Annotated in this window: 16 protein-coding genes and 1 pseudogene; 12 read left to right on the forward strand and 5 right to left on the reverse strand. The window is 73.0% G+C overall.

The window, feature by feature from the left end:
* The 3 genes and pseudogenes from MPTA5024_RS24140 to MPTA5024_RS24150 form a co-directional block, all read right to left on the reverse strand.
* Window positions 1-606, reverse strand: a pseudogene (locus MPTA5024_RS24140) (CpaF family protein); the annotation flags it as partial.
* Window positions 607-620: 14 nt separating this feature from the next.
* Window positions 621-1,409 (reverse strand): hypothetical protein, encoded by a 789-nt coding sequence (locus tag MPTA5024_RS24145; protein ID WP_036328239.1) that lies wholly within the window; start codon window positions 1,407-1,409, stop codon window positions 621-623.
* A gap of 1 nt (window position 1,410) precedes the next feature.
* Complete coding sequence (locus MPTA5024_RS24150; RefSeq protein ID WP_063794755.1) at window positions 1,411-2,337, reverse strand: hypothetical protein; 927 nt, start codon at window positions 2,335-2,337, stop codon at window positions 1,411-1,413.
* A 233-nt stretch (window positions 2,338-2,570) separates the two neighbouring features.
* On the opposite strand from MPTA5024_RS24150, the gene MPTA5024_RS24155 reads away from it, so the two are divergent.
* The 6 genes from MPTA5024_RS24155 to MPTA5024_RS24180 all read left to right on the forward strand — a co-directional run bounded on the left by MPTA5024_RS24155 (window position 2,571) and on the right by MPTA5024_RS24180 (window position 12,089).
* Window positions 2,571-2,867 (forward strand): hypothetical protein, encoded by a 297-nt coding sequence (locus MPTA5024_RS24155; RefSeq protein WP_157099686.1) that lies wholly within the window; start codon window positions 2,571-2,573, stop codon window positions 2,865-2,867.
* A 6-nt stretch (window positions 2,868-2,873) separates the two neighbouring features.
* A complete protein-coding gene (locus MPTA5024_RS24160) occupies window positions 2,874-4,811 on the forward strand; it encodes a hypothetical protein (RefSeq protein WP_036328243.1) in 1,938 nt (645 codons plus the stop codon).
* A gap of 3 nt (window positions 4,812-4,814) precedes the next feature.
* The gene (locus tag MPTA5024_RS24165; protein WP_036328246.1) at window positions 4,815-5,123 is read left to right on the forward strand and encodes a hypothetical protein; all 309 of its coding nucleotides are present in this window, start codon (window positions 4,815-4,817) and stop codon (window positions 5,121-5,123) included.
* 102 nt (window positions 5,124-5,225) lie between these two features.
* Window positions 5,226-7,046, forward strand: coding sequence for a polymorphic toxin type 17 domain-containing protein (locus MPTA5024_RS24170; RefSeq protein ID WP_036328249.1), 1,821 nt, complete (start codon window positions 5,226-5,228; stop codon window positions 7,044-7,046).
* Entirely contained in the window at window positions 7,043-7,636 is a 594-nt protein-coding gene (locus MPTA5024_RS24175; protein ID WP_036328252.1) for a hypothetical protein, read from the forward strand. The genes MPTA5024_RS24170 and MPTA5024_RS24175 overlap by 4 nt, the downstream gene beginning before the upstream one ends.
* A gap of 37 nt (window positions 7,637-7,673) precedes the next feature.
* Entirely contained in the window at window positions 7,674-12,089 is a 4,416-nt protein-coding gene (locus MPTA5024_RS24180) for an FtsK/SpoIIIE domain-containing protein (protein WP_036328255.1), read from the forward strand.
* Between the two features lie 139 nt (window positions 12,090-12,228).
* On the opposite strand, the gene MPTA5024_RS24185 is transcribed toward MPTA5024_RS24180, so the two are convergent.
* A complete protein-coding gene (locus MPTA5024_RS24185) occupies window positions 12,229-12,501 on the reverse strand; it encodes a WXG100 family type VII secretion target (protein ID WP_036328258.1) in 273 nt (90 codons plus the stop codon).
* 196 nt (window positions 12,502-12,697) lie between these two features.
* On the opposite strand from MPTA5024_RS24185, the gene MPTA5024_RS24190 reads away from it, so the two are divergent.
* The 4 genes from MPTA5024_RS24190 (at window position 12,698) to MPTA5024_RS24205 (ending at window position 18,891) form a co-directional block, all read left to right on the forward strand.
* Entirely contained in the window at window positions 12,698-14,452 is a 1,755-nt protein-coding gene (locus tag MPTA5024_RS24190) for an acetyl/propionyl/methylcrotonyl-CoA carboxylase subunit alpha (protein WP_036328261.1), read from the forward strand.
* 10 nt (window positions 14,453-14,462) lie between these two features.
* Window positions 14,463-15,977 carry a pyridoxal phosphate-dependent decarboxylase family protein gene (locus MPTA5024_RS24195; protein WP_084369953.1) on the forward strand — a complete coding sequence of 505 codons (1,515 nt, stop codon included), beginning with the start codon at window positions 14,463-14,465 and terminating at the stop codon, window positions 15,975-15,977.
* 69 nt (window positions 15,978-16,046) lie between these two features.
* Window positions 16,047-17,474: a hypothetical protein gene (locus MPTA5024_RS41255; protein WP_036329315.1), complete on the forward strand. Its 1,428-nt coding sequence runs from the start codon at window positions 16,047-16,049 to the stop codon at window positions 17,472-17,474.
* 184 nt (window positions 17,475-17,658) lie between these two features.
* Window positions 17,659-18,891, forward strand: coding sequence for a pentapeptide repeat-containing protein (locus MPTA5024_RS24205; protein ID WP_051458590.1), 1,233 nt, complete (start codon window positions 17,659-17,661; stop codon window positions 18,889-18,891).
* Here MPTA5024_RS24205 and MPTA5024_RS24210 read toward each other — a convergent pair.
* Window positions 18,868-20,259, reverse strand: a complete 1,392-nt coding sequence (locus MPTA5024_RS24210; RefSeq protein ID WP_036328262.1) for an NAD(P)H-quinone dehydrogenase — start codon at window positions 20,257-20,259, stop codon at window positions 18,868-18,870. The genes MPTA5024_RS24205 and MPTA5024_RS24210 overlap by 24 nt on opposite strands.
* Window positions 20,260-20,414: 155 nt before the next feature.
* Between MPTA5024_RS24210 and MPTA5024_RS24215 the strand changes: the two genes are divergently transcribed.
* Both MPTA5024_RS24215 and MPTA5024_RS24220 read left to right on the forward strand, forming a co-directional pair.
* Entirely contained in the window at window positions 20,415-20,867 is a 453-nt protein-coding gene (locus MPTA5024_RS24215; RefSeq protein WP_036328263.1) for a gamma-glutamylcyclotransferase, read from the forward strand.
* A gap of 153 nt (window positions 20,868-21,020) precedes the next feature.
* Window positions 21,021-22,637 carry a family 20 glycosylhydrolase gene (locus MPTA5024_RS24220; protein ID WP_084369956.1) on the forward strand — a complete coding sequence of 539 codons (1,617 nt, stop codon included), beginning with the start codon at window positions 21,021-21,023 and terminating at the stop codon, window positions 22,635-22,637.
* Window positions 22,638-22,693: the final 56 nt, after the last annotated feature.

Consider the following 22,693-nt stretch of genomic DNA (forward strand, 5'->3'; position numbering starts at 1 on the left):
GATCTCCCGGCTGAGGGTCCCGTTGCCCACCAGATCGCTCAGGAAGACCTTGCCGAGGCGGGCGCGGCGGATCGACAGCGCCGGGCGCACCGTGACGTCCATGACCGCCGACAGCCGGGAGCCGTCCGGCAGGCGCAGGTCCAGCTGCGGGTTGGCCGTGTCGAACGGCCGCGACGACAACCCCGAGTACGCCGCGAGGATCTGGATGAGCTCGATCAGCTCCTCGTCCGACTCGGCCACCGGATCGGCCAGCACCTCTCGCCCGTCGGCGTAGCTGACGAAGACCCGGTCGTAGCCGTTGACGTCGATGTTCTCGATCTCGGTGTCGTCCAGGAGGGGCTGGAGGCGGCCGACGCCGAACAGGGCGGCGTGGATGCCGCCGGCCAGGGCCTCCTCCTCCTCGGCCGTCGGCGGGGTGCGCCCGACGCCGATCTCGCCCCGGGCGTGCTCCTCCAGCACCTGGGCGATCAGCGCGCGGGCGAACTGCCGCTCGTCCTCCCCCGTCATCGGGGGCAGCCCGCTCGCCTGGTCCAGCCGCCGCTGATGGGCGAGCCGGTCGCCGACCTCCTGCCGGAACCGCTTCACCAGCCCGTGGTCGATCTTCACGCGCCCGTCCCGGCTCATCGGACGGCCTCCGGGGCGGGGGCGGGCCGGGGGACGCGCGACAGCAGCGTGGCCGCGACCTCGCGGGCCGAGCGGATCAGCAGCGTGCGGTCGAGCCGCCCGCCCCATTCGCCGCGCAGCAGGTCGGCGCCCTTGACGTCGTACGCGAGCCCGCCGAGCACCACGTCCGGCAGCCCCGCGCCCTGCATGACCCGCCGCACCTCGGCGAGCGACCTGCCGTACTCGCGCTGCTCGGCGATCACCACGATCCCGATCTCCGGGGGCCTGCGGCTGCGCTCGCCCAGCGCGCGGCCGAGCGTGACCACCCGCTCCCGAAGGTGGGCGACCTGCTCCAGGGTCGGCCGGGCGAACAGCACGACGACGTCCGCCTGGGCCAGCAGGTCGACGATCTCGGGGTTGGAGCCCATGCGGCCGCAGTCGGCCAGCACGTCGGCCGGCATGCCCTTGAGCGCCTGCCCGAGCGGCTCCCACAGCCAGGTCAGGCCGGCCGCCTGCTCCGCGCCGTTGATGCCGACGAGCACCTCCAGCCCGCCGACGAGCTCCTGGGTGTGCTCCCTGATCTGCTCGGGCCGCAGGCCGCGGCGGGCGGTCGCGCCCAGGCTGAGCAGGCCGCGCGCCGGGTTGAGCGGCGCCCCGCCCTCCCCCGGCAGGCGGTACGCGAGGTCGCCGCCCGCCGTGTCGCACTCGGCCACCATCACGGCGCGCGGCCACACGGCGCCCAGCGCGACGGCCGCGGTGGTGACGCCGGGCGCCCCCTTGTCGGCGGCCAGCGCGATCAGCGCCATGTCAGCCCTGCCCGTCCACGAGGCCGCCGGGGGTGGCGCTCGCCTTCGAAGTGGGCTTGGCGGTGGTCGCCCGCGACGTGGGCTGCGTGGGCTGGCCGGTCGGCTGGTTCACCACCGGGGGCGGTGTAGGCGGGGCCGTCTCCTTGCGCCGCTTGGCGGTCGCCGTCGGCTGGGCGCCCGGGCTCGCCGACGCCTCCGGCGACGGCGACACGTCCGCCTGCGTGGACGGCCCGGCCCCCGGCAGGTAGGCCAGCGCGATCCGGCCCGACGAGGCCCAGGCCGCGATGATGGGCGACGCGGTGTCGCTGACCACGACGGAGACGCTCACGTTGCCGCCGCCCGTCGTGGGGTCGGCCCCGCTGACGGAGTTCACCAGCGCGCTGTGCGCCAGCACCTTGGGCTGGCCCTCGCCGTTCTCTCCGGGCACATAGATGACCTGCACCCGCTGGCCCGCCTCCAGGCCGGGCGGGACCTGGCCCGACTTGAGCGACAGGCCGACGACGGCCCGGCCGGGCACCAGCTCCGCCGAGCTGCTGCTGATCATGTTCTGGTTCAGCAGCGTTCCCGGCACCAGGTCGACGGCCGCGTAGTAGCGGGTCATCTCCTGCGCCGCCGACCAGTAGACGAAGCCCGGCCCGTCCTGGGCGATCTGGACTTCCTTGAGCGCGGACAGCGGGATGGGCTGGCCGGCGCCCACGCGCTCCTTGATCTCGATGGCCGAGACGCGGTCGCCGCTGCGCAGGACCAGCGTCACGGTCAGCAGCGCGCCGCCGACGATGAGCAGCACGGCGAGCGCCGCGAGCGCCGGCTTGCGCTCCCTCGGGGAGACGGGGAGCCGCCGTGCCGGACCGGCCGGCTTCTGCGGCGTCTGATCGGCCAGCCGCTGCGCCTCCGGGCTGCGAAAAGGCGGTTGATCGGTGACCCTCATCAGCGGGACTCCAGAGTGGGGGACGCTGGTGACAAATCACGACAATAGCGAGACTGGACAACGCCGGTCACATCAAACTCCAGAGCAACACGGGTTTCGCGCCGTCTTCGCACGTCGAACGCCATATGACTCGATAATTGAAATTTCACCCTTTATAGGCCGCCATCCTGACAAATCAGACAAACTGCGCAACTTGCTGTCTAAGCGATAGTGAAGGTGGCTATGCTGCGCCTGTGGCGGAAGTGACGAATCCCCTGCACACCCACCTGACCCAGCTTCTGACCCGAGTTCAGCGAATTCAGGATGAACTCAAGGCGAAGATGGACAATCCCACCCAGAACATGGCCGGTGGCAAGGTGTGGACGAGCACCGCGGCCACGGAATGGGGTGGCCGGCTGACCGGGCAGTGCGGCGCGTACAACAGCGCCGTGAACAGCCTCGACGACGAGCTGGTGGCGATGCTCGCCCGTACGCCGCAGAAGTGCTCGCCCGAGGAGGCCAAGCTCTGGCACATGGAGCTGGGCCGGTGAGCCCGCATGGGTGAGTTCGTCGGCCTCAACCCCGATGGCGCCCGCCGTCTGTGCGCCACGATGGGCGACGTGCTGGGCCGGGTGCCCGGGCTGAAGAAGGCCCTCGCCGAGGGCATCGGCGAGGCAGGGACCGACTACCCGTCCACGGCCCGGGGCGCCGAGGTGCTCGACAGGTCCGGCTCGTTCCTGACCGACTCCCGGCGCGACCTCACCTGGCGGATCCAGACCATCACCTCGGTGCCGGGCAACACCCGGGTGGGTGAGGACTTCCGGACCGCCACCTTCGTCTTCGAGGGTCCCGACCAGGCCCGGGACGCCGGCGCGGAGGCGGGCCGGCGGCTCAAGGAGGCGTACGAGGCCTACCAGAAGGACGGCACCCGGCAGAACTGGGAGACGGTCATGGCGGCCCTGGAGGCGGCCACCGCGACGGGCGACCCGGAGTACGCCGCCGGGTTCCTCAACGGGGCGACCCCGGCGGCCGTCCGGGGCGTCTTCTTCGCCTGGATCGACGGCAACACCGACCCCCAGTCCCTCGGGCTGAAGCCGGACGACCTCGAGCGCTTCAAGACGGAGATGGGGCCGCTGATCCAGGCGTTCGCCTCGGCGGACGCGGCCGGCCTCGCCACGGCGACGCACAAGTTCCTCGTCGAGCACGGCTCCCCCGACCTGATCTCGGCGCTGCTCGCCGCCGCGCCGCAGTCGACGTCGTTCGTCGTGGACGCGGGGCAGTACCTGCTGTGGGCCGCCACGACCACCGGGGGGCGCCCCGGCGGCAACTGGCGGCTGCGCTGGTTCCTGCAGGGCGTCGCGGAGAACCCGGACGCCCTCCAGCAACTGCTGGCGAAGGACCCGCAGAACGCCGAGCTGCTCCTGCGCCCCGACGTCAGCGGCGACCACGTGACGCCGGAGGTGCACGCGCTGCTCGTGAAGGCGCTGGAGAACGCGCTCGCCCCCGGCGCGGGGCCCGACGCGCGCCGCCGCGCCGCGTTCTACAACGTCACCAAGGTGTACGCCGACCGGGCGGGCTGGGGGATGCTCGGCGACGACCCGGAGCTCAAGGCCGTCTTCGTGACCGCCCTGCAGCGGGAGCTCGACGATCCGGCGACGGGGAAGACCTCCTTCCAGGAGGTGGCGAAGATCTTCTCCCACAGCGGGAAGCCGCCCTCCATCCTCAAGGACGAGCAGGTCAACCACATCTTCACCGACCACCTCAAGGCGTACCTGCCGGAGATCTCGCGGCTGCAGGCGTGGCGGCACGACCCGAAGCTGTCCGGCATGGACCCGGGTGCGGGCTGGGACGCCGCGCTGAGCGAGGACGACCTGGCGAACCTGTTCGCCGGGGTGTTCCAGCGCCGGGAGAGCGTCGACGCCGTGATGGACGCCTTCCGCGGATACCTGTCCACCGTGGACGTCGGCGGCGGGAACCTCGACGACCCGAAGGACCGGGAGAAGTTCACGCTGGCCATGGCGCAGGCCTCCGGGTTGGGCGGTCTCATGGTCAGCGCCGTGCACGAGCTCGACATGAACGCCGAGGCGCAGCGCAGGCTGACGGTCGAGATGATGATCCTCCCGATCGACCTGACCATCGGCAGGCTGGGCAAGCTCGTGCCGGGCGAGGTCACCAGCACGATGTGGAAGAACCTCCTCGAGGACGCGCTGAAGTGGCCGGTCACCGGACGGCTGGCCAAGGACCTCGACAGCGACGACGGCTTCTTCGCCAGCCTGCCGCTCGTCGGCGGCCTGTTCAGGCACGGCAACGAGAACGGCGAGGCGAGCGACCTCGCGAAGGCGCTCGCGGACGAGCAGCTCGCCCGGTACAAGCAGCGCCTCGCCGACGCGGGGAAGCCGCCGCTCAGCGCCGCCGACGAGGTCCTGCTGCTCAACGCCATCCAGGGCTTCTACTTCGAGCCCGTGCTGGACGCGCTGAAGAAGAGAGGCGGGTGACCCGTGGCCCTCCCCCACGACGACCAGGGCCCGAGCCGGGCCGCGCTGCTGCGGCAGGCCGAGGACAAGGAGCGGCTCGCGACGCGCTTCGACGGCTGGGCCAAGGACCTCGACGGGCTGCTCGCGCCGGTGACCGTGACGTCCGGGGGCAGGGACGTGTGGACCGGCCCGGCCGCCGACCGGTTCAGCGGCGGGATGCGGGAGCGCCGGGCCGAGACGGCCGCGCTCGCCGGAGACTGCCGGACGGCCGCCGCGAACCTGCGCGGCTCGGCCGCCAGGCTCAGGGAGGACGCGAAGAAGGCCCCGGCATGACCGGGTCCGTACATGGCCGGATGGCTATGCTTCTCCGCACACGGCACGGGGAGTCGGGGGTTTCGTCAAGGCCGGAACGCGAGCGACTGGGGGTGCGCAGCGGTGGCACCGCGTGACGACGACGGCCAGCAGTTCGCCGGGATCGACCCGGCGCTGATGCGCGCGATGATCAAGGACCTGGAGAGCGCGAAGAACCTGATCGACAGCCGCATACCCGGGCTGAAGTCCGAGTTCGAGCGGGTGGGCCTGTCGACCAAGCCGGTGACGACGCTGACCGGGGTGGCCTCGTGGGTGGGCGGCGAGCTGCCGATGCTGAACCGCCGCCAGGCGATGGCCGAGCAACTGCTCAAGGAGAACAGCCAGTACGGCTTCACCTCGCCCATGGTGCAGACCGAGTGGGGCGGCCTGTTCTCCAGCACGGCCGAGGCCCAGGCCAAGGCGAAGGAGCTGGCCGGGAAGTACGAGAAGCCCGGCGGATTCCCGGACGACGTCTGGGACCAGATCATCAAATATCAGAACGACCCCGACTTCGCGGAGGCGTTCCTCAAGGCCCTCGGGCCGGAGGAGGCCGCCTGGATCGCCGGCCGCCTGCGCACCTGGGACGAGCCGAAGCACGAGGAGCGCCTCGAGGCGTTCGCCACCCTCATGGGCGTGGCGAGCCACCGGGGCGTCATCGACGCCGCCTGGATCGACAAGTTCGGGACCGACGGGCAGGGGCCCGACCTCTACACGCTCGCCGCGGTGATCCAGCACGGCGTCTGGGACACCAAGACGCTCGTCGCGATCGGCGACCGGGCGCTGAAGCTCGGCCAGCTCGGCGGGGGGAACTACCTGACCGCCCAGATCCTCGACGGGATCTCCCGCAACCCCCTCGCGGCCCACCAGCTCTACAGCGACAACTTCGACCTGATCAACTCGATGGCGTACGGGATGCTCCCCGGCTGGGTCAACACGAAGGACCCCAAGCTCGGCGACCCGCTGGGCCGGTTCATGAAGGCGGCCACGGTCGACGCGGCCGAGGTGTTCGAGCGCGGCCGCCCGCCGGGCGACCAGACGTGGGTCAACCCCGCCGACCAGCTCGCCATGCGGCTGTTCCAGACCGTGGGCACCCATCCCGACGAACGCTTCGCCTTCCCCGGCGTCGAGAACGCCTTCGTCGACATCGTCCAGACGTTCTTCAAGGGCACCTACACGGAGAACCTGCTGCCCGAGGGCGGCCTCGGCTGGTACGACGCGGTCCAGCTCTGCGCCGACCTCGCCGGGATCTTCGACCCGACGCCCATCTCGGACGGCGTGTCCGGCCTGATGTCGCTCGGCCAGGGCGACTGGAAGGGCGCGCTGCTGTCGATGGCGGCGATGATCCCCTACTTCGGGGACGCCGCGGCCAAACCCGTCAAGACGTTCCTGAAGCTGATCAAGGCGTTCCCCGCGCTGAAGGTCTTCTTCAAGGTTCCCGAGGACGCCATCGGCGACCTCGGCAAACTGGAGCAGTACGTCGAGGCGATCACGAAGGGCTTCGATGAGCTGAAGAACACGCTCAAGGTCGTCCTGAAGCACAGCCCGACGCGGCTCCTCGACGCCCTCGGCGTGGTCAACCGGCTGCACACCGACGCCGAGAAGATCTACGCGCGCTACCCGCGGTGGGCCGAGAAGGCCGAGAAGCTCAACCTCCCGACCGACGGTCCGGTGCCGTTCGTCCCGCCCAAGAACTGGGACGTCAGGAACCCGCAGAAGGACGTGCTCAACGGCCGCGAGGGCTTCGTCGACGCCTACGGGAACGTCTGGCACAAGGGTCCCGGCAGGGGCGGCCAGCCGTACGAGTGGGACGTGCAGGTCAGGGGCCAGGGCGGCATCTCCGTCCTGACCGGGGACGGCAGCCACCTGAACGTCGAGTGGGGAACGGGAAGGGTCACACACGGATGAGCAGGCGAGCCGGCGTCACGGTCGTGGCCAGGACGGACGGCCCGGCCGGGACGGCCGCGGCGTTCGACCGGGTCCTGGAGGCGCTCGGCGTCTCCCCCGCCGACCGGGGAGAGCCCGAGCCGTACGAGTGGAAGATGCCGGGCTGCTGGCTCAACGCCGCGGTGCTCGGCGAGTTCCCCGGCGACGACGCCCGCGCCGTGGTCGCCGCGCTGGCCGGCCGGCTGCCCTTCACCGGCTGGCACCACAGCGGCGACGAGGACGCCGCCGACGCCGTGTGGGACTCCCGCACGCACGAGGCGGCGCACGCCCACGAGGACGCCGCCGGCTCCGCCACCTCTGAGGCGGCCCGCGCCGCCGGGGAGGCCGGCGCGCGCGGCGCGGATCGGGCCGGCGAGGCGGAGGCCGTCGATCCGCTCGACGACGTGGTGTGGGTCCTCATCGAGGCCGGGCCCGCGCCCGGCCCGTCGGCCGAGCCCGCGGCCACCGAGGCACTGATCCCGCTCGTGCCCGACGACCTGTCGCCGTCCGCGGCGGCCGAGCTCGCCGACCTGCTGAACGAGGACGAGCCGCCCGTACGCCGGACCCCCTGACGCGCCTGCCCCGCCCCCCACCCCCGAGGAAGACGACGTGCGCATCTCCCTGACCGCGCTGACGGGCGACGGCCCGGCCGACGTGATCGCCAGCGGCGACGACGGAACGACGGTGGGCGCGCTGGCCGAGGCCCTCGCGAGGACGCTGTCCATACCCGGGCAGCGGCTGGCCGAGGTCGTGCCGCACCCCCGGTGGGGCGACGAGCGGATCCCCGCGCGGACCGACCTGTGGGCCAACGGGCGGCGGCTCGACCCGTCCGCGCCGGTCGGCAATGCCCTGCGCGACGGCGACCTGGTGACGCTGGAGGCCGCCGCGGCGGCCGCGACCTGGCGCAGCGAGCCGACGGGCATCGTGGAGCTCCGCGTGTCGGGGGGTCCGGCCGCCGGGTCGGTCCACCGGCTCGGGTTCGGCACGGCGACCCTCGGCCGGTCCGGGACGGCGGCCGTGGAGGACCCGCTGCTGCCGCCGGTCGCGGCGCACGTCCACGTGTCGGCCCACGAGACCGTCGTCGAGCCGGTCGCCGGGGCCGCGGTCACGCTCGACGGACGCCCGCTGACCGAGGCGCGTCCGTGGCCGGACGGCGGAGTGCTGGTGGCCGGGGCGTCGGTGCTCACGCTGCGGGTGCCGGAGAGCCCGGACGCCCATCTGACGCCCATGCCCGACGGCGGGCTGGCCTACAACCGGCCGCCCCGGCTGGTGGGCCCGGCCCGCACGCGGACGGTCGAGGTGCCGGCCGAGCCCGCGCGCCCCGACCACCACCGGCTTCAGCTGCTGTCCACCATGATCTTCGCGGTGGGCGGCGTCGTCATGGCCATCGTGTTCAAGCAGGCGCTCTTCCTCCTGATGGCCCTGCTCACGCCGCTGTCGATGGTCGGGCAGTGGTACAGCGACCGCCGGTACGGCAAGAAACGGCACCGGCAGGCGCTCAAGGAGTACCGGGAGCGCAAGGCGGCGTTCTCCGCCGAGCTCGACCGGCTGACCCGGGTCGACCAGGACGAGCGGCGGGCCGAGTTCCCCGACCCGGCCGACGTGCTGCTCACCGCGACCGGCCCGCGCCGCCGGCTGTGGGAGCGCCGCATCCACGACGCCGACACCCTCCACCTGCGGATCGGCCTGGCAGACCAGCCCGCCAACATCGAACTGGTCCCCGAACGCGGCCTCGGCGGCTCGCCGGGCGAGCTGCCCGCGATCCCCGTCTCCCACGCCGTGCCCGTGACCGTGCCGCTGCCCCGCCTCGGCGTGATGGGCGTGACCGGCGCGCGCCCCGCCTCCCGGGCGCTGGCCCGCTGGCTGGTGGCGCAGGCGGCGGCCCTGCACAGCCCGCGAGACCTCGCGATCGTCGTGCTGTCGGCCGACCCGGAGGCCGCGAGCAGCTGGAGCTGGGTCCGCTGGCTCCCGCACTGCGCGCCGCACGACGGCGAGGACTGCGTCGCCCTCGTCGGCGCCGACCCCGAGTCGGCCGCCCGCCGGGTGACCGAGCTGGTCAACAGGATCAACGAGCGCCGGGCCGTCCGCCGCGACTCCTCCTTCGGCGACGCGCCGCAGGGGTACGCGAGCGACCTGCCGTACAACGTCCTGGTCGTCCTCGACGGCGCGCGGGTGCTGCGCGGCCTGGCCGGCATGCCGCAGGTGCTCCAGCTCGGCCCGACCGCCGGGGTGTACGCGATCTGCGTGGACGACGACCAGCGCCTGCTCCCCGAGGAGTGCGCGGCGGTCGCGGTCTGCGACTACGAGCGGCCCTGGGTGGTGCGGCTCCGGGGCGCCGGGCTCGACCCTCTCGGCGACGTCATCGGCGACCAGGTGACGCTCGGCTGGTGCGACAGGACGGCCCGCGCGATGGCCGCCGTCAGAGACGTGAGCAGGGAGGACGCCGACTCCGCCATCCCCTCGTCGGCCCGGCTGCTCGACCTGCTCGGCATGCCGGACCCCCGGCCCGACCAGATCCGGGCGTTCTGGCGGCGGGGGCGCACGACCCGCGTGCCCATCGGGATCGGCGCCGACGGGCCGTACCTCGTCGACCTGCGGCTCGACGGCCCGCACGGGCTCGTGGCGGGCACCACCGGCGCGGGCAAGTCCGAGCTGCTCCAGACGCTGATCGCCTCGCTCGCGGTGGCCAACCGGCCGGACGAGATGACGTTCGTGCTGATCGACTACAAGGGCGGCAGCGCGTTCAAGGACTGCGCGAAGCTGCCCCACACGGTCGGCATGGTCAGCGACCTGGACGGCCACCTCACCGAGCGGGCGCTGGAGTCCCTGGCGGCCGAGCTGAAGCGGCGCGAGCACCTGCTGCTGCGCGCCGACGCCAAGGACGTCGAGGACTACAACGACCTGCGTGACAGCGGTCTCGACCTGGAGCCGATGCCGCGGCTCGTGCTGGTGATCGACGAGTTCGCGGCGATGGTCCAGGAGCTTCCCGACTTCGTCGTGGGCCTGGTGGACATCGCGCGGCGCGGCCGGTCCCTCGGCGTGCACCTCATCCTCGCCACCCAGCGTCCGGCCGGCGTGGTCACCCCCGACATCGCGGCCAACACCAACCTGCGCATCGCGCTCCGGGTGACCAGCGGCGGCGAGTCGAGCGACGTGATCAACTCCCCCGGCGCCGCGTCGATCTCCAAGTCGACGCCCGGCCGCTGCTACGTCAGGTCGGGGGCGTCGTCGCTGCACGCCGTCCAGTCGGCGCGCATCGGGGGCAGGCGGCCCGGCACCGGTCCCGCCCGCGCCGAGCCCGTCGAGGTCGTGCCGCTGGCCTGGCCGCGGCTCGGCCTCCCCCTGCCGGCTCGCGGCGACGAGGACGGCGAGGAGTCCACGATGGTCACCGACCTCGCCGTTCTCGTGGAGGCCGTCGCCGACGCCGCGCGGGCCGAGGGCGTGGCGCAGCAGCGCAGCCCGTGGCTGCCGCCGCTGCCGGACGCGCTGACGCTCGACCAGCTGGAGCCCGAGGACTGGACCCGGCTGCCGTTCGGCCTGGCCGACATCCCCTCGCTCCAGCGGCGGGCCGCCGAGTGCTACGACCTGGCCGCCGGAGGCCATCTCGTGGTCAGCGGCGCGAGCCGCACCGGCCGGTCCACCGTGCTGCGTGCCGTGGCGGGCGCCGTCGGCCGCCACACCGACCCGCGCGACGTGCACCTGTACGCCGTCGACTGCGGCAACAACGCGCTGCTCCCGCTCGTCGGGCTGCCGCACACGGGCGCGGTCGTCGGCCGCGACTCGCCCGACCGGCTGGCCCGCCTCACCGACCGCCTGCTGGAGGAGATCGCCCGCAGGCAGCAGCTGCTCGCCGCCCAGGGCTTCGCGGACGTCTCCGAGCAGCGGGCGGCCGCAGGCGATCCCCTGCCGTACGTGCTGGTGCTGTTCGACCGGTGGGAGGGCTTCATGGCCGCCTTCGAGTCGTACGACAACGGCACGCTGATCGACAAGTGGCTGCAGATCCTCCAGGAGGGCGCGGGCGCCGGGGTCAAGGTCGTCATGACCGGCGACCGGTCGACGCTGGTCGGCCGGATCTCCACCCAGTTCGACGACCGGCTCGTGCTCAAGCTCACCGACCCCATCGACTACTCCTACGTGGGGATCAAGGCCAAGGACGTGCCGGAGCACTTCCCGCCGGGGCGCGGCTTCCGCGCGTCCACCGGGATCCGCGAGGTGCAGGTCGCCCTGCTCGCCGCCGACCCGGCCGGCACCGCCCAGGTCGCCGCCCTGCACGAGATCGCCCGTACGGCACGGGCCCGCGCGGGCGACCTCCCGCGCGCCGCGCGGCCGTTCCGGGTGGACGCGCTGCCGCCGGTGGTCGGCCTGGCCGAGACCCTGGCCCTGGTGGAGGACCCGCTGCCCGCCGACGCCGTGGTGTTCGGGGTGGGCGGCGACACGCTCGGCGTCCGGTACTTCCGGGCCGAGGAGCACGGGCCGGGCATCGTGGTGGCCGGGCCGCCGAAGACCGGGCGCAGCACGGCCCTGTGCACGATGCTGGCCTCGCTGCTCGACCGGTCGTACGAGGCCGTGCTCATCACGCCCCGGCGCAGCCCGCTGCGGGACTTCGCCGGACGGCCGGGGGTGCGCGGCTCGTTCACCGCGGACTCCCCGGTCGACGAGGTCAAGGAGGCCGCGAGAGCCGGCGGCCGGCACGTGCTGATGATCGACGACCTGGAGCTGCTCGGCGGCGACAGCGAGCTGGCGGAGTGGATCACCGACTACGTCGGCGAGCTGCGCGACACGGGGTCGCTGGTCATCGGCGCGGGCAGCGCCGACGACCTCGACTCGATGTACCGGGGGCCGGTCGTGGCGATGAAGAAGTCACGCAACGGCCTGCTGCTGCGGCCCAGCTCTCCCGGCCAGGGCGACCTGCTGGGCGTGCGGCTGCCGCGCAGCCTGGCGAGCGGGACGGGCCCGGCCGGGCGCGGCCTGCTCGTGATCGGCGGCGCCTGGGAACAGGTCCAGGTCGCCCGCCCCGAAGGCTGACCCTCGAGAACGCGCCGGGGCCCGGACGCGGGCTGTCCCCGGCGTGGGCGATGCGGGGCGCTCGGGGGGCGGGGACGCCGGCGGGGAATCAGAAGGGGGCCGCGGCCGCACCGGCCGGGCCCCCTCGTCGTGCCACGGATCAGGAACCGGTCGCGGCGGCGATCGCCTCGCGGTTCTTCTTGATCCCGTCCTGAGCCTCGATGAGCGTCTGCTGGACGTTCTCGAAGGTCTTCTTGTAGCCCTCCCACGCGTCGAGGAACTTCTGAGCGTTGGGGCCGGACCAGGAGGCCGGGATCTTCTTGGCCTCGGCGTCCAGAGCCTTCTGGACCGAGATCACCGCGTCGGACTGCGTGCGAAAGGTCTGGGCCATCTTGTCCATGTCGGGCAGGATTCCGCCGACCTTGTCACCCATCCTATTCCCCTTTCGTCCCTCTTGTCTCAGGGTCAACCATGCTCACAATATCGACGTAGATCCTTATGCGCGGCTTTTCCGGAAATCTCCGAAGTTGCCCAATGCCGGGGGTGGTCATCTCCTGGGAGTCGATCCCGCTTACACTCCAGGAAGGCTCGCGAGCGCCAGGGAAAGGCCAGAGGAAGGAACCACGCCGGTGCAGAAGGTCCTGATCGCCAACCGCGGCGAGATCGCCGTACGGATCGCGCGCGCCTGCACGGACGCGGGGCTGACCAGCGTCGCGGTGTACGCGGACCAGGATCTGGACGCCCTGCACGTGCGGGTGGCCGACGAGGCGCACGCCCTCGGCGGCCAGAGCCCGGCCGACACCTACCTCAACGTCGAGAAGCTGATCGCGATCGCCCGCGAGACCGGGGCGGACGCGGTCCACCCGGGGTACGGCTTCCTGGCCGAGAACGCCGACTTCGCCCAGGCCGTCGAGGACGCCGGGCTGACCTGGATCGGCCCGCCCCCGTCGGCCATCACCGCGCTCGGCGACAAGGTCCAGGCGCGGCACATCGCCCAGCGTGTGGGCGCCCCGCTGGTGGCCGGCACGCCAGACCCGGTCTCCGGGGTGGACGAGGTCGTCGCCTTCGCCGACGAGCACGGCCTGCCGATCGCGATCAAGGCGGCGTTCGGCGGCGGCGGCCGCGGCCTCAAGGTCGCCCGCACCCGCGAGGAGATCCCCGACCTCTACGAGTCGGCGGTGCGCGAGGCGGTGACCGCCTTCGGGCGCGGCGAGTGCTTCGTCGAGCGGTACCTCGACCGTCCCCGCCACGTCGAGACCCAGTGCCTGGCCGACCGGCACGGCAACGTCGTCGTGGTCAGCACCCGCGACTGCTCCCTCCAGCGGCGGCACCAGAAGCTCGTCGAGGAGGCCCCCGCGCCGTTCCTCACCGAGGAGCAGCGCGACCTGCTCTACTCCTCGTCGAAGGCGATCCTGCGCGAGGCCGGGTACGTCGGGGCCGGCACGTGCGAGTTCCTCGTCGGCCAGGACGGCACGATCTCCTTCCTGGAGGTCAACACCCGGCTCCAGGTGGAGCACCCGGTCACCGAGGAGGTGGCCGGCGTCGACCTCGTCCGCGAGATGTTCCGGGTCGCCGACGGCGAGCCGCTCGGGTATGACGACCCGGTGCTGCGCGGCCACTCCATCGAGTTCCGCATCAACGCCGAGGACGCGGGACGCAACTTCCTGCCCGCCCCCGGCACGCTCACCTCGCTGCGCACCCCCTCCGGCCCCGGCGTCCGCCTCGACTCGGGCTACGAGGCCGGGATGAGCGTCCCGCAGGCGTTCGACTCGCTCGTGGCCAAGCTGATCGTCACGGGCGCCACCCGCCGGCAGGCGCTGGAGCGGTCGCGGCGGGCGCTCGCCGAGTTCGAGATCGGCGGCATGCCGACCGTCCTGCCGTTCCATCGGGCCGTCGTGCGCGACCCGGCCTTCACGGGCGAGCCGTTCTCCGTGCACACCCGTTGGATCGAGACCGAGTTCGTCAACGACATCCCGCCGTACGACGCGGCGGTGGAGGCGGCCGAGCCCGCCGAGCGCGAGCGGATCACGGTCGAGGTCGGCGGCAAGCGGCTGGAGGTCGTGCTGCCCTCCGGGTTCGGCGGTGGCGGCGGCGGACGTGCCGAGACCGCCAGGAAGGCGCCCCGCCGCAGCGGCGCGAACGGCGCCAAGAAGGCGGCCGCCGGCGGCGACTCGCTGGTCAGCCCGATGCAGGGCACGATCGTGAAGGTCGTGGCGTCCGACGGCGACGCGGTGGCGGCCGGGGACACGATCGTCGTCCTTGAGGCCATGAAGATGGAGCAGCCGCTCACCGCCCACAAGGCCGGGACGGTGACGGGCCTGGCGGCCTCCGTCGGCCAGACGGTGACGGCAGGGGCCGTGATCTGCGAGATCAAGGACGCCTAGGGACGCCGGGGTGGCCCGCTCCGCGCCGGGCCCTGGCGGCCCGTCCTCCCACGGCGACCCGAGCACGGCCGGTACGGCGGCGCAGGGCGACCTCGGTCCGGCGGGGCGGGCGGCCGCCGACCTCGCGACCGGCCATCTGGCGGACGTCAGGGACGGGCCCGTGTGGCGGCCGGTGGCGGACGCCGACCGGGAGTGGCTGGTCGGCCAGGAGCTTCCCGCGGCCGGGCGCCCGCTCGACGCGATCCTCGACGACGTGCGCACCCGCGTCCTGCCGTACCCGATGGGCAACGGGCACCCGCGGTTCTTCGGCTGGGTGAACTCCGCACCGTCGCCGGCGGGCGTCGTCGTGGCCGCGCCGGCCGCCGCGCTCAACCCGAGCTGCGCCGGCGGGGAGCACGCCGGCGTCCTGCTGGAACGCACCGTGGTCCGCTGGCTGGCCGCCCTGACCGGCTACCCGCACCCGCCCGGCGGCGGGCTGCTCACCAGCGGCGCGTCCATGGCGACCATCGTGGCCCTCGCCGCGGCCCGGCAGCGCGCGGCCCGCCTGGACGGGTGGGACGTGCGGGAGGACGGGCTGTACGGGCGGCGCCCGATGACCGTCTACATGTCCGCCGAGGGCCACGGCTGCCTGCGCAAGGCCGTCGAACTGCTCGGTTTGGGCAGGCGGAGCCTGCGGGTGGTCCCAGTGGACGCCGGGTTCCGGATGGACGTCGCCGCCCTCCGGGAGGCCGTCGCGCGGGACATCGAGGCGGGCGCGCTGCCGCTGTGCGTCGCCGCGAGCGCGGGCACCGTCAACACCGGCGCGGTCGACCCGCTCGGCGACGTCGCCGACGTGGCGGCCGAGCACGGCATGTGGTTCCACGTGGACGGCGCGTACGGCGCCCTCGGCGTCCTCGCCCCCGGCGCCGCATCCCGCTACGCGGGGATGGAGCGGGCCGACTCCCTGGCCCTCGACCCGCACAAGTGGCTCGGAGTGCCGGTCGACTGCGGCTGCGTCCTGTTCCGCGATCCCGGCCCGGCCCGCGACGCGTTCAGCCTCGTCCCGGCCTACCTGCGCGACGACGACGCCGACGGCCTGGGATGGCTGGCCGAGTACGGCCCCGAGCAGACCCGGCCCTTCCGCGCGCTGCGCGCCTGGGCGACGATCTCCCACCTCGGCCGGGAGGGGATCGCCGATCTCGTCGAGCACTGCTCGCGGCTCGCCCGGACGCTCGCGGCCATGGTCGACGCCGCCGGCGACTTCGAGCGGCTCGCCCCCGTCACCACGTCCGTCACCGCCTTCCGGTACCGTCCCGCCTCCGGTCGGGACGACGGCCTGGACGTCCTCAACCGGGCCCTCCCCGGGCTGGTACGGCGTCGCGGCCGGGCCTTCCTCACGGGCACCCGGATCGGCGGCGTGGAGGCCCTCCGGGCGTGCTTCCTCAACCGGGAGACCACGACGGACGACCTCGCCGTCCTGTTGGACGAGATCAGGGCCGCCGCGGGCGAGGCCGGGCCCACGGCCCCGGCGGAGCCGAACGGATAGGTTTTCCTTGAGGAACCATCACGCCCTGCCGTTCGTCCTGTAGGGCGAAGGAGGCTTGAAGCCGTGACCATGAAGAAACCGCTGGGCCGCGTGGGGGCCGCCGTGGCGGCGCTGCTCGTCGGCCTTGTCGCGCTGATCTCGCTGTCGCCCGCCGCACTCGCGGCCGCCCCTCCGGACCCGGCCACGGTCCTGGCGTCCTGGAGGAGCGGCGACCCGCTCTTCGTCCAGAGCGGCGCTCCCCTGTCGTCTTCGCAGCAGAACGACATCCGCGAGGCGATCAAGGGAGGCGACACCAAGATCTACGCGGTGGCGCTCCCGGACGGGACGATCACCTCGAACCAGCAGGCGGGCGGCTACATCACCAGCCTGGGCCAGTCGCTCGCGCGGGCCGGGCGGTCGTCCGCGACCGTCGCCGTGCTGGACGGCACGAACCTGTTCGCCGGATCGAGCGCACTGCCGAAGAACGTCGCCGGGCGGCTGGCCGAGCTGTCCGTGGGGAACAACCCGCGTGACGTTGTCGGCGGCATGCAGGACTTCGTCAGCCGGGTCGACAAGTACGCGGCCGGGGACCGCAAGGGCGCCCTCGCCACCGGGAGCCAGAAGGAGTCCAACGGCGGAGCCGGTGTGCTCGTCGGGATCCTGGGCATCGCTGTCGTCGGAGGTGCCGGTTTGTGGATTTTCTCCCGCCGCAGCAGGCGGAAGCGTGAGGAGCGGGAGGCGGCCGAGCTGGCCGCCGTCAAGCAGACGGTCGAGGAGGACGTCACCAAGTTCGGCGAGGAGATCACCGCGCTGGACACGGACGTCAAGATGCTGCCGCAGTCGGACGGCACGACCAGCGACTGGCAGCGCGCGCTCGACTCCTACGAGCGGGCCAAGAACGAGCTCGCCGCCGTGAAGCGGCCCGATGAGCTCCGCACGGTGACCGCCACGCTGGAGGACGGCCGCTACGCGCTCGCCTGCGTCAAGGCGCGCGTGAACAACCAGCCGCTGCCCGAACGGCTCCCGCCGTGCTTCTTCAACCCGCAGCACGGCCCGTCCGTCCGCACCGTGCGCTGGGCTCCGCCCGGCGGCGCGGTCCGCGACGTGCCGGCCTGCGCCGCGGACGCCGAGGCCGTCGAGCGCGGCTTCGACCCGCAGATGCGCGAGGTCGTGGTCAACGGCCACCGCCGGCCCTACTGGGACGCCGGCCCGATGTACCAGCCCTACGCGTACGGCTACTACGGCGGCTTCGGGGGCGACCTGCTGACCGGCATGCTGGTCGGCACCATGCTCGGCGGCGCCTTCGGCGGTGGCTGGGGCGGCGGCTGGGGCGGCTACGGCGCCGGGTACGAGTCCGGCTACCAGGAGGGCCTGCAGGACGGCGGAGGCGACTTCGGCGGTGGAGGCGACTTCGGCGGCGGTGGCGACTTCGGCGGCGGAGGCGGCGACTGGGGTGGCGGCGGTGACTGGGGCGGAGGCGACTTCGGTGGCGGCGACTTCGGTGGCGGCGACTGGTGACGCGCCCCGCACCGAGGTGACCGCCTGCCGGTGACCTGACGACGGCCTGGACGACCCCGCGCGCAATCGGCGCGGGGTCGTCGGCGTTTCGGGGCGAGTGTCACGGCCCGGGGCACGTTGGCGGCTTGCAAGTGGGATTCAAGATCCCGTGAGAAACTCGGGGCGTTCCCTCAGGAGGCCCCCCGTGCGTCGTATCGCCCCCCTAATCGCCGCTGCCCTTTTCACGCTCGTCCCCGCGGGCGCCGCCCACGCGAGCACCGCCGCCCCTACGGGCGCGGTCGCCGTCGCGTCGAGCGCGGCGACCGGCCCGTGCAAGCCCGGCAGCGGACCACGGCTGCGCGGCAAGGACTTCACCGGCGGCGCCACGCTCCCCACCGACCTGCGGTGCGCCGACCTCACCGGGGCGAAGTTCGACGAGGTCGACCTCATCCAGAAGGACCTCACCGGCGCCATCCTGCGCGACGCCTCGCTCAAGGAGGCCGACCTCTCGCAGGCGCACCTCGACTACGCCGACCTGAGGGGCGCCGACCTGTCCGACGCCGACCTCGGCCAGATGGAGGCCAAGCACGCGGACCTGCGCGGGGCCGTCCTCACGGACGCCCAGGCCAGCCAGGCGCAGTTCCCGCACGCCGACCTCACCGAGGCCGTGCTCACCCGGGCCGTGCTGACCCAGGCGAACTTCGTCGACGCCAAGCTCATCGACGCCGACCTCCGGAAGGCGACCCTGGGCCAGATCAAGGGCCGTACAGCCGACTTCACCCGGGCCAAGATGAGCGACGCCAAGCTCGGCCAGGCGGAGCTCGAGAACGCCGTGCTGAAGGACGTGGACCTGTCCGACGCCGAGCTGACGCAGGCCGATCTCGACGGGGCCGACCTCCACGGGGCCACGGTCGACCGGGCGGACTTCACCCAGGCGCAGCACCTCAACCTCACCGGCACCCGGGGCGAGGGCAAGGACATCCCCGAGACCGCGATCACCGGCCCCGCCACCGGCGACGACGACGGCGGGGCGACGGCCTCCGGGGACGCCCCCTCTCGGCCGTTCCCGGCCGCGCTGGTCCTGGTGATCCTCAGCGGGCTCGGGCTCAGCCTCACGCTGCTGGTGTGGGGCGTGTCCCACCGGCGCAAGGAGCGGTTCGTCGCGGCCATGGCGGTCGCCCGGCACGCCGCCGAGGAGGACGTGATCCGCTTCGGCGAGGAGATCGAGTCCCTCGACTTCGACATGAAGATCAACCAGGTGAGCGGCCCGGTCAGCGAGTGGCAGGCGGCCCTCGACGCCTACGAGGCCGCGCGGCGGGTCCTCGACGTGGCCCAGACGCCGTACGAGCTGCAGGGCGCGGCGACGGCCGTGGCGCAGGGCCGCAGGGCCCTGGAGCACGTCCGGGCGCGGCTGTCAGATACCGGCGGTAAGCGGTGACATCAGGCGGCGGGCCGCCTCGGTGATCGAGCCCGACAGCGACGGGTAGACGGCGAACGTGTGCGCGAGCTGGTCGACCGTCAGCCGGTGCTGGACGGCCACCGACACGGCGAGGATCAGCTCCGACGCCCGGGGGGCCACCACCACGCCGCCGAGCACAATGCCCGTGTTGGGACGGCAGAACAGCTTCACGAAACCGTCGTTGAAGCCCTGCATCTTGGCCCGGGCGTTGGTGGCCAGCGGCAGCTTGACGACGTTGGCCTCGATCTCGCCGGCCTCGATCTGCTTCTGCGACACGCCGACGGCCGCGATCTCGGGGTCGGTGAAGATGTTCGACGCGACGGTGGCCAGGCGGATCGGCTGGACGGCCTCGCCGAGGGCGTGCCACACCGCGATCCGGCCCTGCATGGCCGCGACCGACGCGAGCATCAGCACCCCGGTGCAGTCGCCGGCGGCGTACACGCCGGGCGCGGAGGTCCGCGACACCTTGTCGACCTCGATGAACCCGTTGCGGTCGAGCCGCACGCCGTTGTCCTCCAGCCCCATCCCGGAGGTGTTCGGCACCATGCCGACCGTCATGAGGCAGTGGGTGCCCTCGGCCGTGCGGCCGTCCTCCAGCGTGACGACCACGCCGTCCTCGGTCCGCTTGACCGACGCCGCCCGGGAGCGGCCCATGACGTTCATGCCGCGGCGCCGGTAGACCTCCTCCAGCACCTCCGCGGCGTCGGCGTCCTCGTTCGGCATCATCCGGTCCCGCGACGAGACGAGGGTCACCTGGGAGCCCAGCGACTGGTACGCCCCGGCGAACTCGGCGCCCGTGACGCCGGAGCCCACCACGATCAGGTGCTCGGGCAGCTCCTGCAGGTCGTACAGCTGACGCCAGCTCAGGATCCGCTCGCCGTCCGGCTCGGCGCCGGGCAGCACCCGCGGGTGCGCGCCCGTGGCGACGATCACGACGTCGGCGCGGATCGTGCGGTCGCCGGCACGGACGACCTGCGGGTCGACCAGCCGCCCGGTCGCCCGGATCACCTCCACGCCCTCGGCCGCCAGGCGGGCCGCGATGTCCCCCGACTGGGCCTGCGCCAGCTCCTTCACGCGCTTGTTCACCAGGGGCATCTCGGCCGTGACCCCGCCCACGTCACCATCGGGGCCGCCGCTGAAGTGGACGCCCAGCGACGACGCGTCGAGCAGCGCCTGCTTACGGACGGAGGTGGCGATCAAGGTCTTGGACGGCACGCAGTCGGTGAGCACACAGGCGCCGCCCGGGCCCTCCTCCTCGACCACGGTCACCTGCGCCCCCAGTTGCGCGGCGACGAGCGCCGCCTCGTATCCGCCGGGGCCGCCACCGATGATCACAATCCTCGTCACATGCCCCATTGTCTCGCATACTGACCGCACGTTCCGATGAGGGTGACGGTAACCGCCCGACTACGCGGAATCCCCTCCTTTGTCTGGCTCGCCTCCGGCGAGGCGGGCTCGCGGCGCCGTCCAAGTGGGGGGATCTTGGTTTAGGCTTGGTTGCCGTGCCTGTATACGCGGCGTACGGCAGCAACATGGACCCCAAGCAGATGGCGGAGTGGGCTCCCCACTCCCCGATGCGGGGCACCGGCTGGATCCAGGGCTGGCGGCTGACCTTCGGCGGCGAGGACGTCGGCTGGGAGGGCGCCCTCGCGACCATCGTCGAGGACTCCGCCGAGCAGGTGTTCGTCGTGCTCTACGACGTGCCCGAATGGGACGAGACCTCCCTCGACCGGTGGCAGGGCAGCGACCTCGGCATCTACCGCAAGGTACGGCTGCGGGTGGCCACGCTGGAGGGGGACGTCCTGGCCTGGACCTACGTCCTCGACTCCTACGAGGGCGGCCTCCCCTCGGCACGCTATCTCGGCATCCTGGCCGACGCCGCGGAGAAGGCGGGCGCGCCCGACGACTACGTCACCGGCCTGCGCACCCGTCCCTGCAAGTCGCTCGGCGACTGACGGCCCTCCCCGGCACGGGCCGCGTACAGGCGCGCGGTTAATAAAATAAGGACCTTTACTAACGTCTGACGCCGACTTATCGTCACGGACAGGACGGGGGCGAAGATCTGCGCGGCGGGCGTGCCCGCGGCGCCAGCGTCTCCGGAGGCGTCGATGAAGGTCCCTGGAAGGCGGCGCGGACTCCCCGCCCTCGTGCTCGCCCTGACCACCGGCCTGGCGGTCCTCACCACCGGCGTGGCGGCGCCGCGACCGGCCGAGGCCGCCGTCACACCGGTCCCCTACAGCGCGGTCGTCCCGGCACCGGCCACCGCGGTGCCCGCGTCGGGCGTCGCCTACCAGATCACCTCCGCCACGGCCATCCACACCGAGCCCGGCTCCGCCGCCGCCGCGTCCGTCGGCGCGTACCTGGCCGGACTCCTGCGCCCCTCGACCGGGTTCCCCCTGCCGGTCGGCGCCGCGACCAGCACCACCCCCACGGACGGGATCTCACTGCTGCTGTCCGGGGCTCCCGGCGGCGTCGGCGACCAGGGCTACCAATTGGACGTGACGGCCGGGTCGATCGTGGTGCGGGCCGCCCGGCCCGCCGGCCTGTTCGCCGCGGTCCAGACGCTGCGCCAGTTGCTGCCGGCCGCCGCCGAGAGCGGCACGGCGCAGCCGGGGCCGTGGCCGGTCGCGGGCGGGCACATCGTCGACCAGCCCAGGTTCGGCTACCGGGGGGCCATGCTCGACGTCGCCCGGCACTTCTTCCCGGTGGCGACCGTCAAGCGCTACATCGACGAGATCGCCCTGTACAAGGCCAACTACCTCCACCTGCACCTGTCCGACGACCAGGGGTGGCGCATCGCCATCACCAGCCGGCCCAGGCTCGCGACGTATGGCGGGAGCACCGCGGTCGGCGGCGGCCCCGGCGGCTACTACACGCAGGACGACTACCGGGAGATCGTGGCCTACGCCGCGTCGCGCTACATCACGGTCGTGCCCGAGATCGACATGCCGGGCCACACCAACGCCGCCCTCGCCTCGTACGCCGAGCTGACCTGCGACGGGGTCGCCCCGCCGCTCTACACGGGCACGGACGTCGGCTTCAGCACCCTGTGCACCTCGAAGGAGACCACCTACACCTTCATCGACGAGGTGCTGGGCGAGATCGCCGCGCTGACGCCGGGGCCCTACCTGCACATCGGCGGCGACGAGGCCCAGTCGACCCAGCCGGCGGACTACGCGGCGTTCGTCAACCGGGTCCAGCAGATCGTGGCGGCGCACGGCAAGACCGTCATCGGCTGGCACGACGTCGTCAACGCGACTCCGCTGCCCTCGACGGTGGCGCAGTTCTGGGGCACCACCACGCGGAACTCGGCCGTGGCGGGCGCGGCGCAGCGCGGCACGAAGGTCCTGATGTCCCCCGCCAACCGCGCCTACCTGGACATGAAATACAACTCCCGGACGACCCTCGGCCAGAACTGGGCCGGATACATCGACGTCAAGACCGCCTACGGCTGGGATCCGGGGGCCTACCTCAGCGGCGTCGGCGCCTCCTCGGTCCTCGGGGTCGAGGCGCCCCTGTGGACCGAGACCATCACGAGCCTGCCGGACATCGAGTACATGGCCTTCCCCCGGCTGCCCGCGCTGATGGAGCTGGGCTGGTCGTCCGCCGCCAGCCACGACTGGACGGCGTTCAAGCAGCGGCTCGCCGCCCAGGGGCCCCGCTGGCACGTCATGGGCGTCAACTACTACCACTCCACCCAGCTGACCTGGCCCGCCGGCTCCTGACACCACCGTGCCGCCGGCGGCCGCCGCTCCCCCGCCCGCCTGAACCACCCCACCAG

The sequence above is a fragment of the Microbispora sp. ATCC PTA-5024 genome, assembly GCF_000511135.2.
Taxonomy (GTDB): domain Bacteria; phylum Actinomycetota; class Actinomycetes; order Streptosporangiales; family Streptosporangiaceae; genus Microbispora; species Microbispora corallina.

What these genes read in the sequence shown, in the direction of transcription:
- MPTA5024_RS24145 (WP_036328239.1), bottom strand. Translation starts at nt 1,409, where the DNA reads ATGGCGCTGATCGCGCTGGCCGCCGACAAGGGGGCGCCCGGCGTCACC.
- MPTA5024_RS24150 (WP_063794755.1), bottom strand. Translation starts at nt 2,337, where the DNA reads ATGAGGGTCACCGATCAACCGCCTTTTCGCAGCCCGGAGGCGCAGCGG.
- MPTA5024_RS24160 (WP_036328243.1), top strand. Translation starts at nt 2,874, where the DNA reads ATGGGTGAGTTCGTCGGCCTCAACCCCGATGGCGCCCGCCGTCTGTGC.
- MPTA5024_RS24175 (WP_036328252.1), top strand. Translation starts at nt 7,043, where the DNA reads ATGAGCAGGCGAGCCGGCGTCACGGTCGTGGCCAGGACGGACGGCCCG.
- MPTA5024_RS24185 (WP_036328258.1), bottom strand. Translation starts at nt 12,501, where the DNA reads ATGGGTGACAAGGTCGGCGGAATCCTGCCCGACATGGACAAGATGGCC.
- MPTA5024_RS41255 (WP_036329315.1), top strand. Translation starts at nt 16,047, where the DNA reads ATGAAGAAACCGCTGGGCCGCGTGGGGGCCGCCGTGGCGGCGCTGCTC.
- MPTA5024_RS24220 (WP_084369956.1), top strand. Translation starts at nt 21,021, where the DNA reads ATGAAGGTCCCTGGAAGGCGGCGCGGACTCCCCGCCCTCGTGCTCGCC.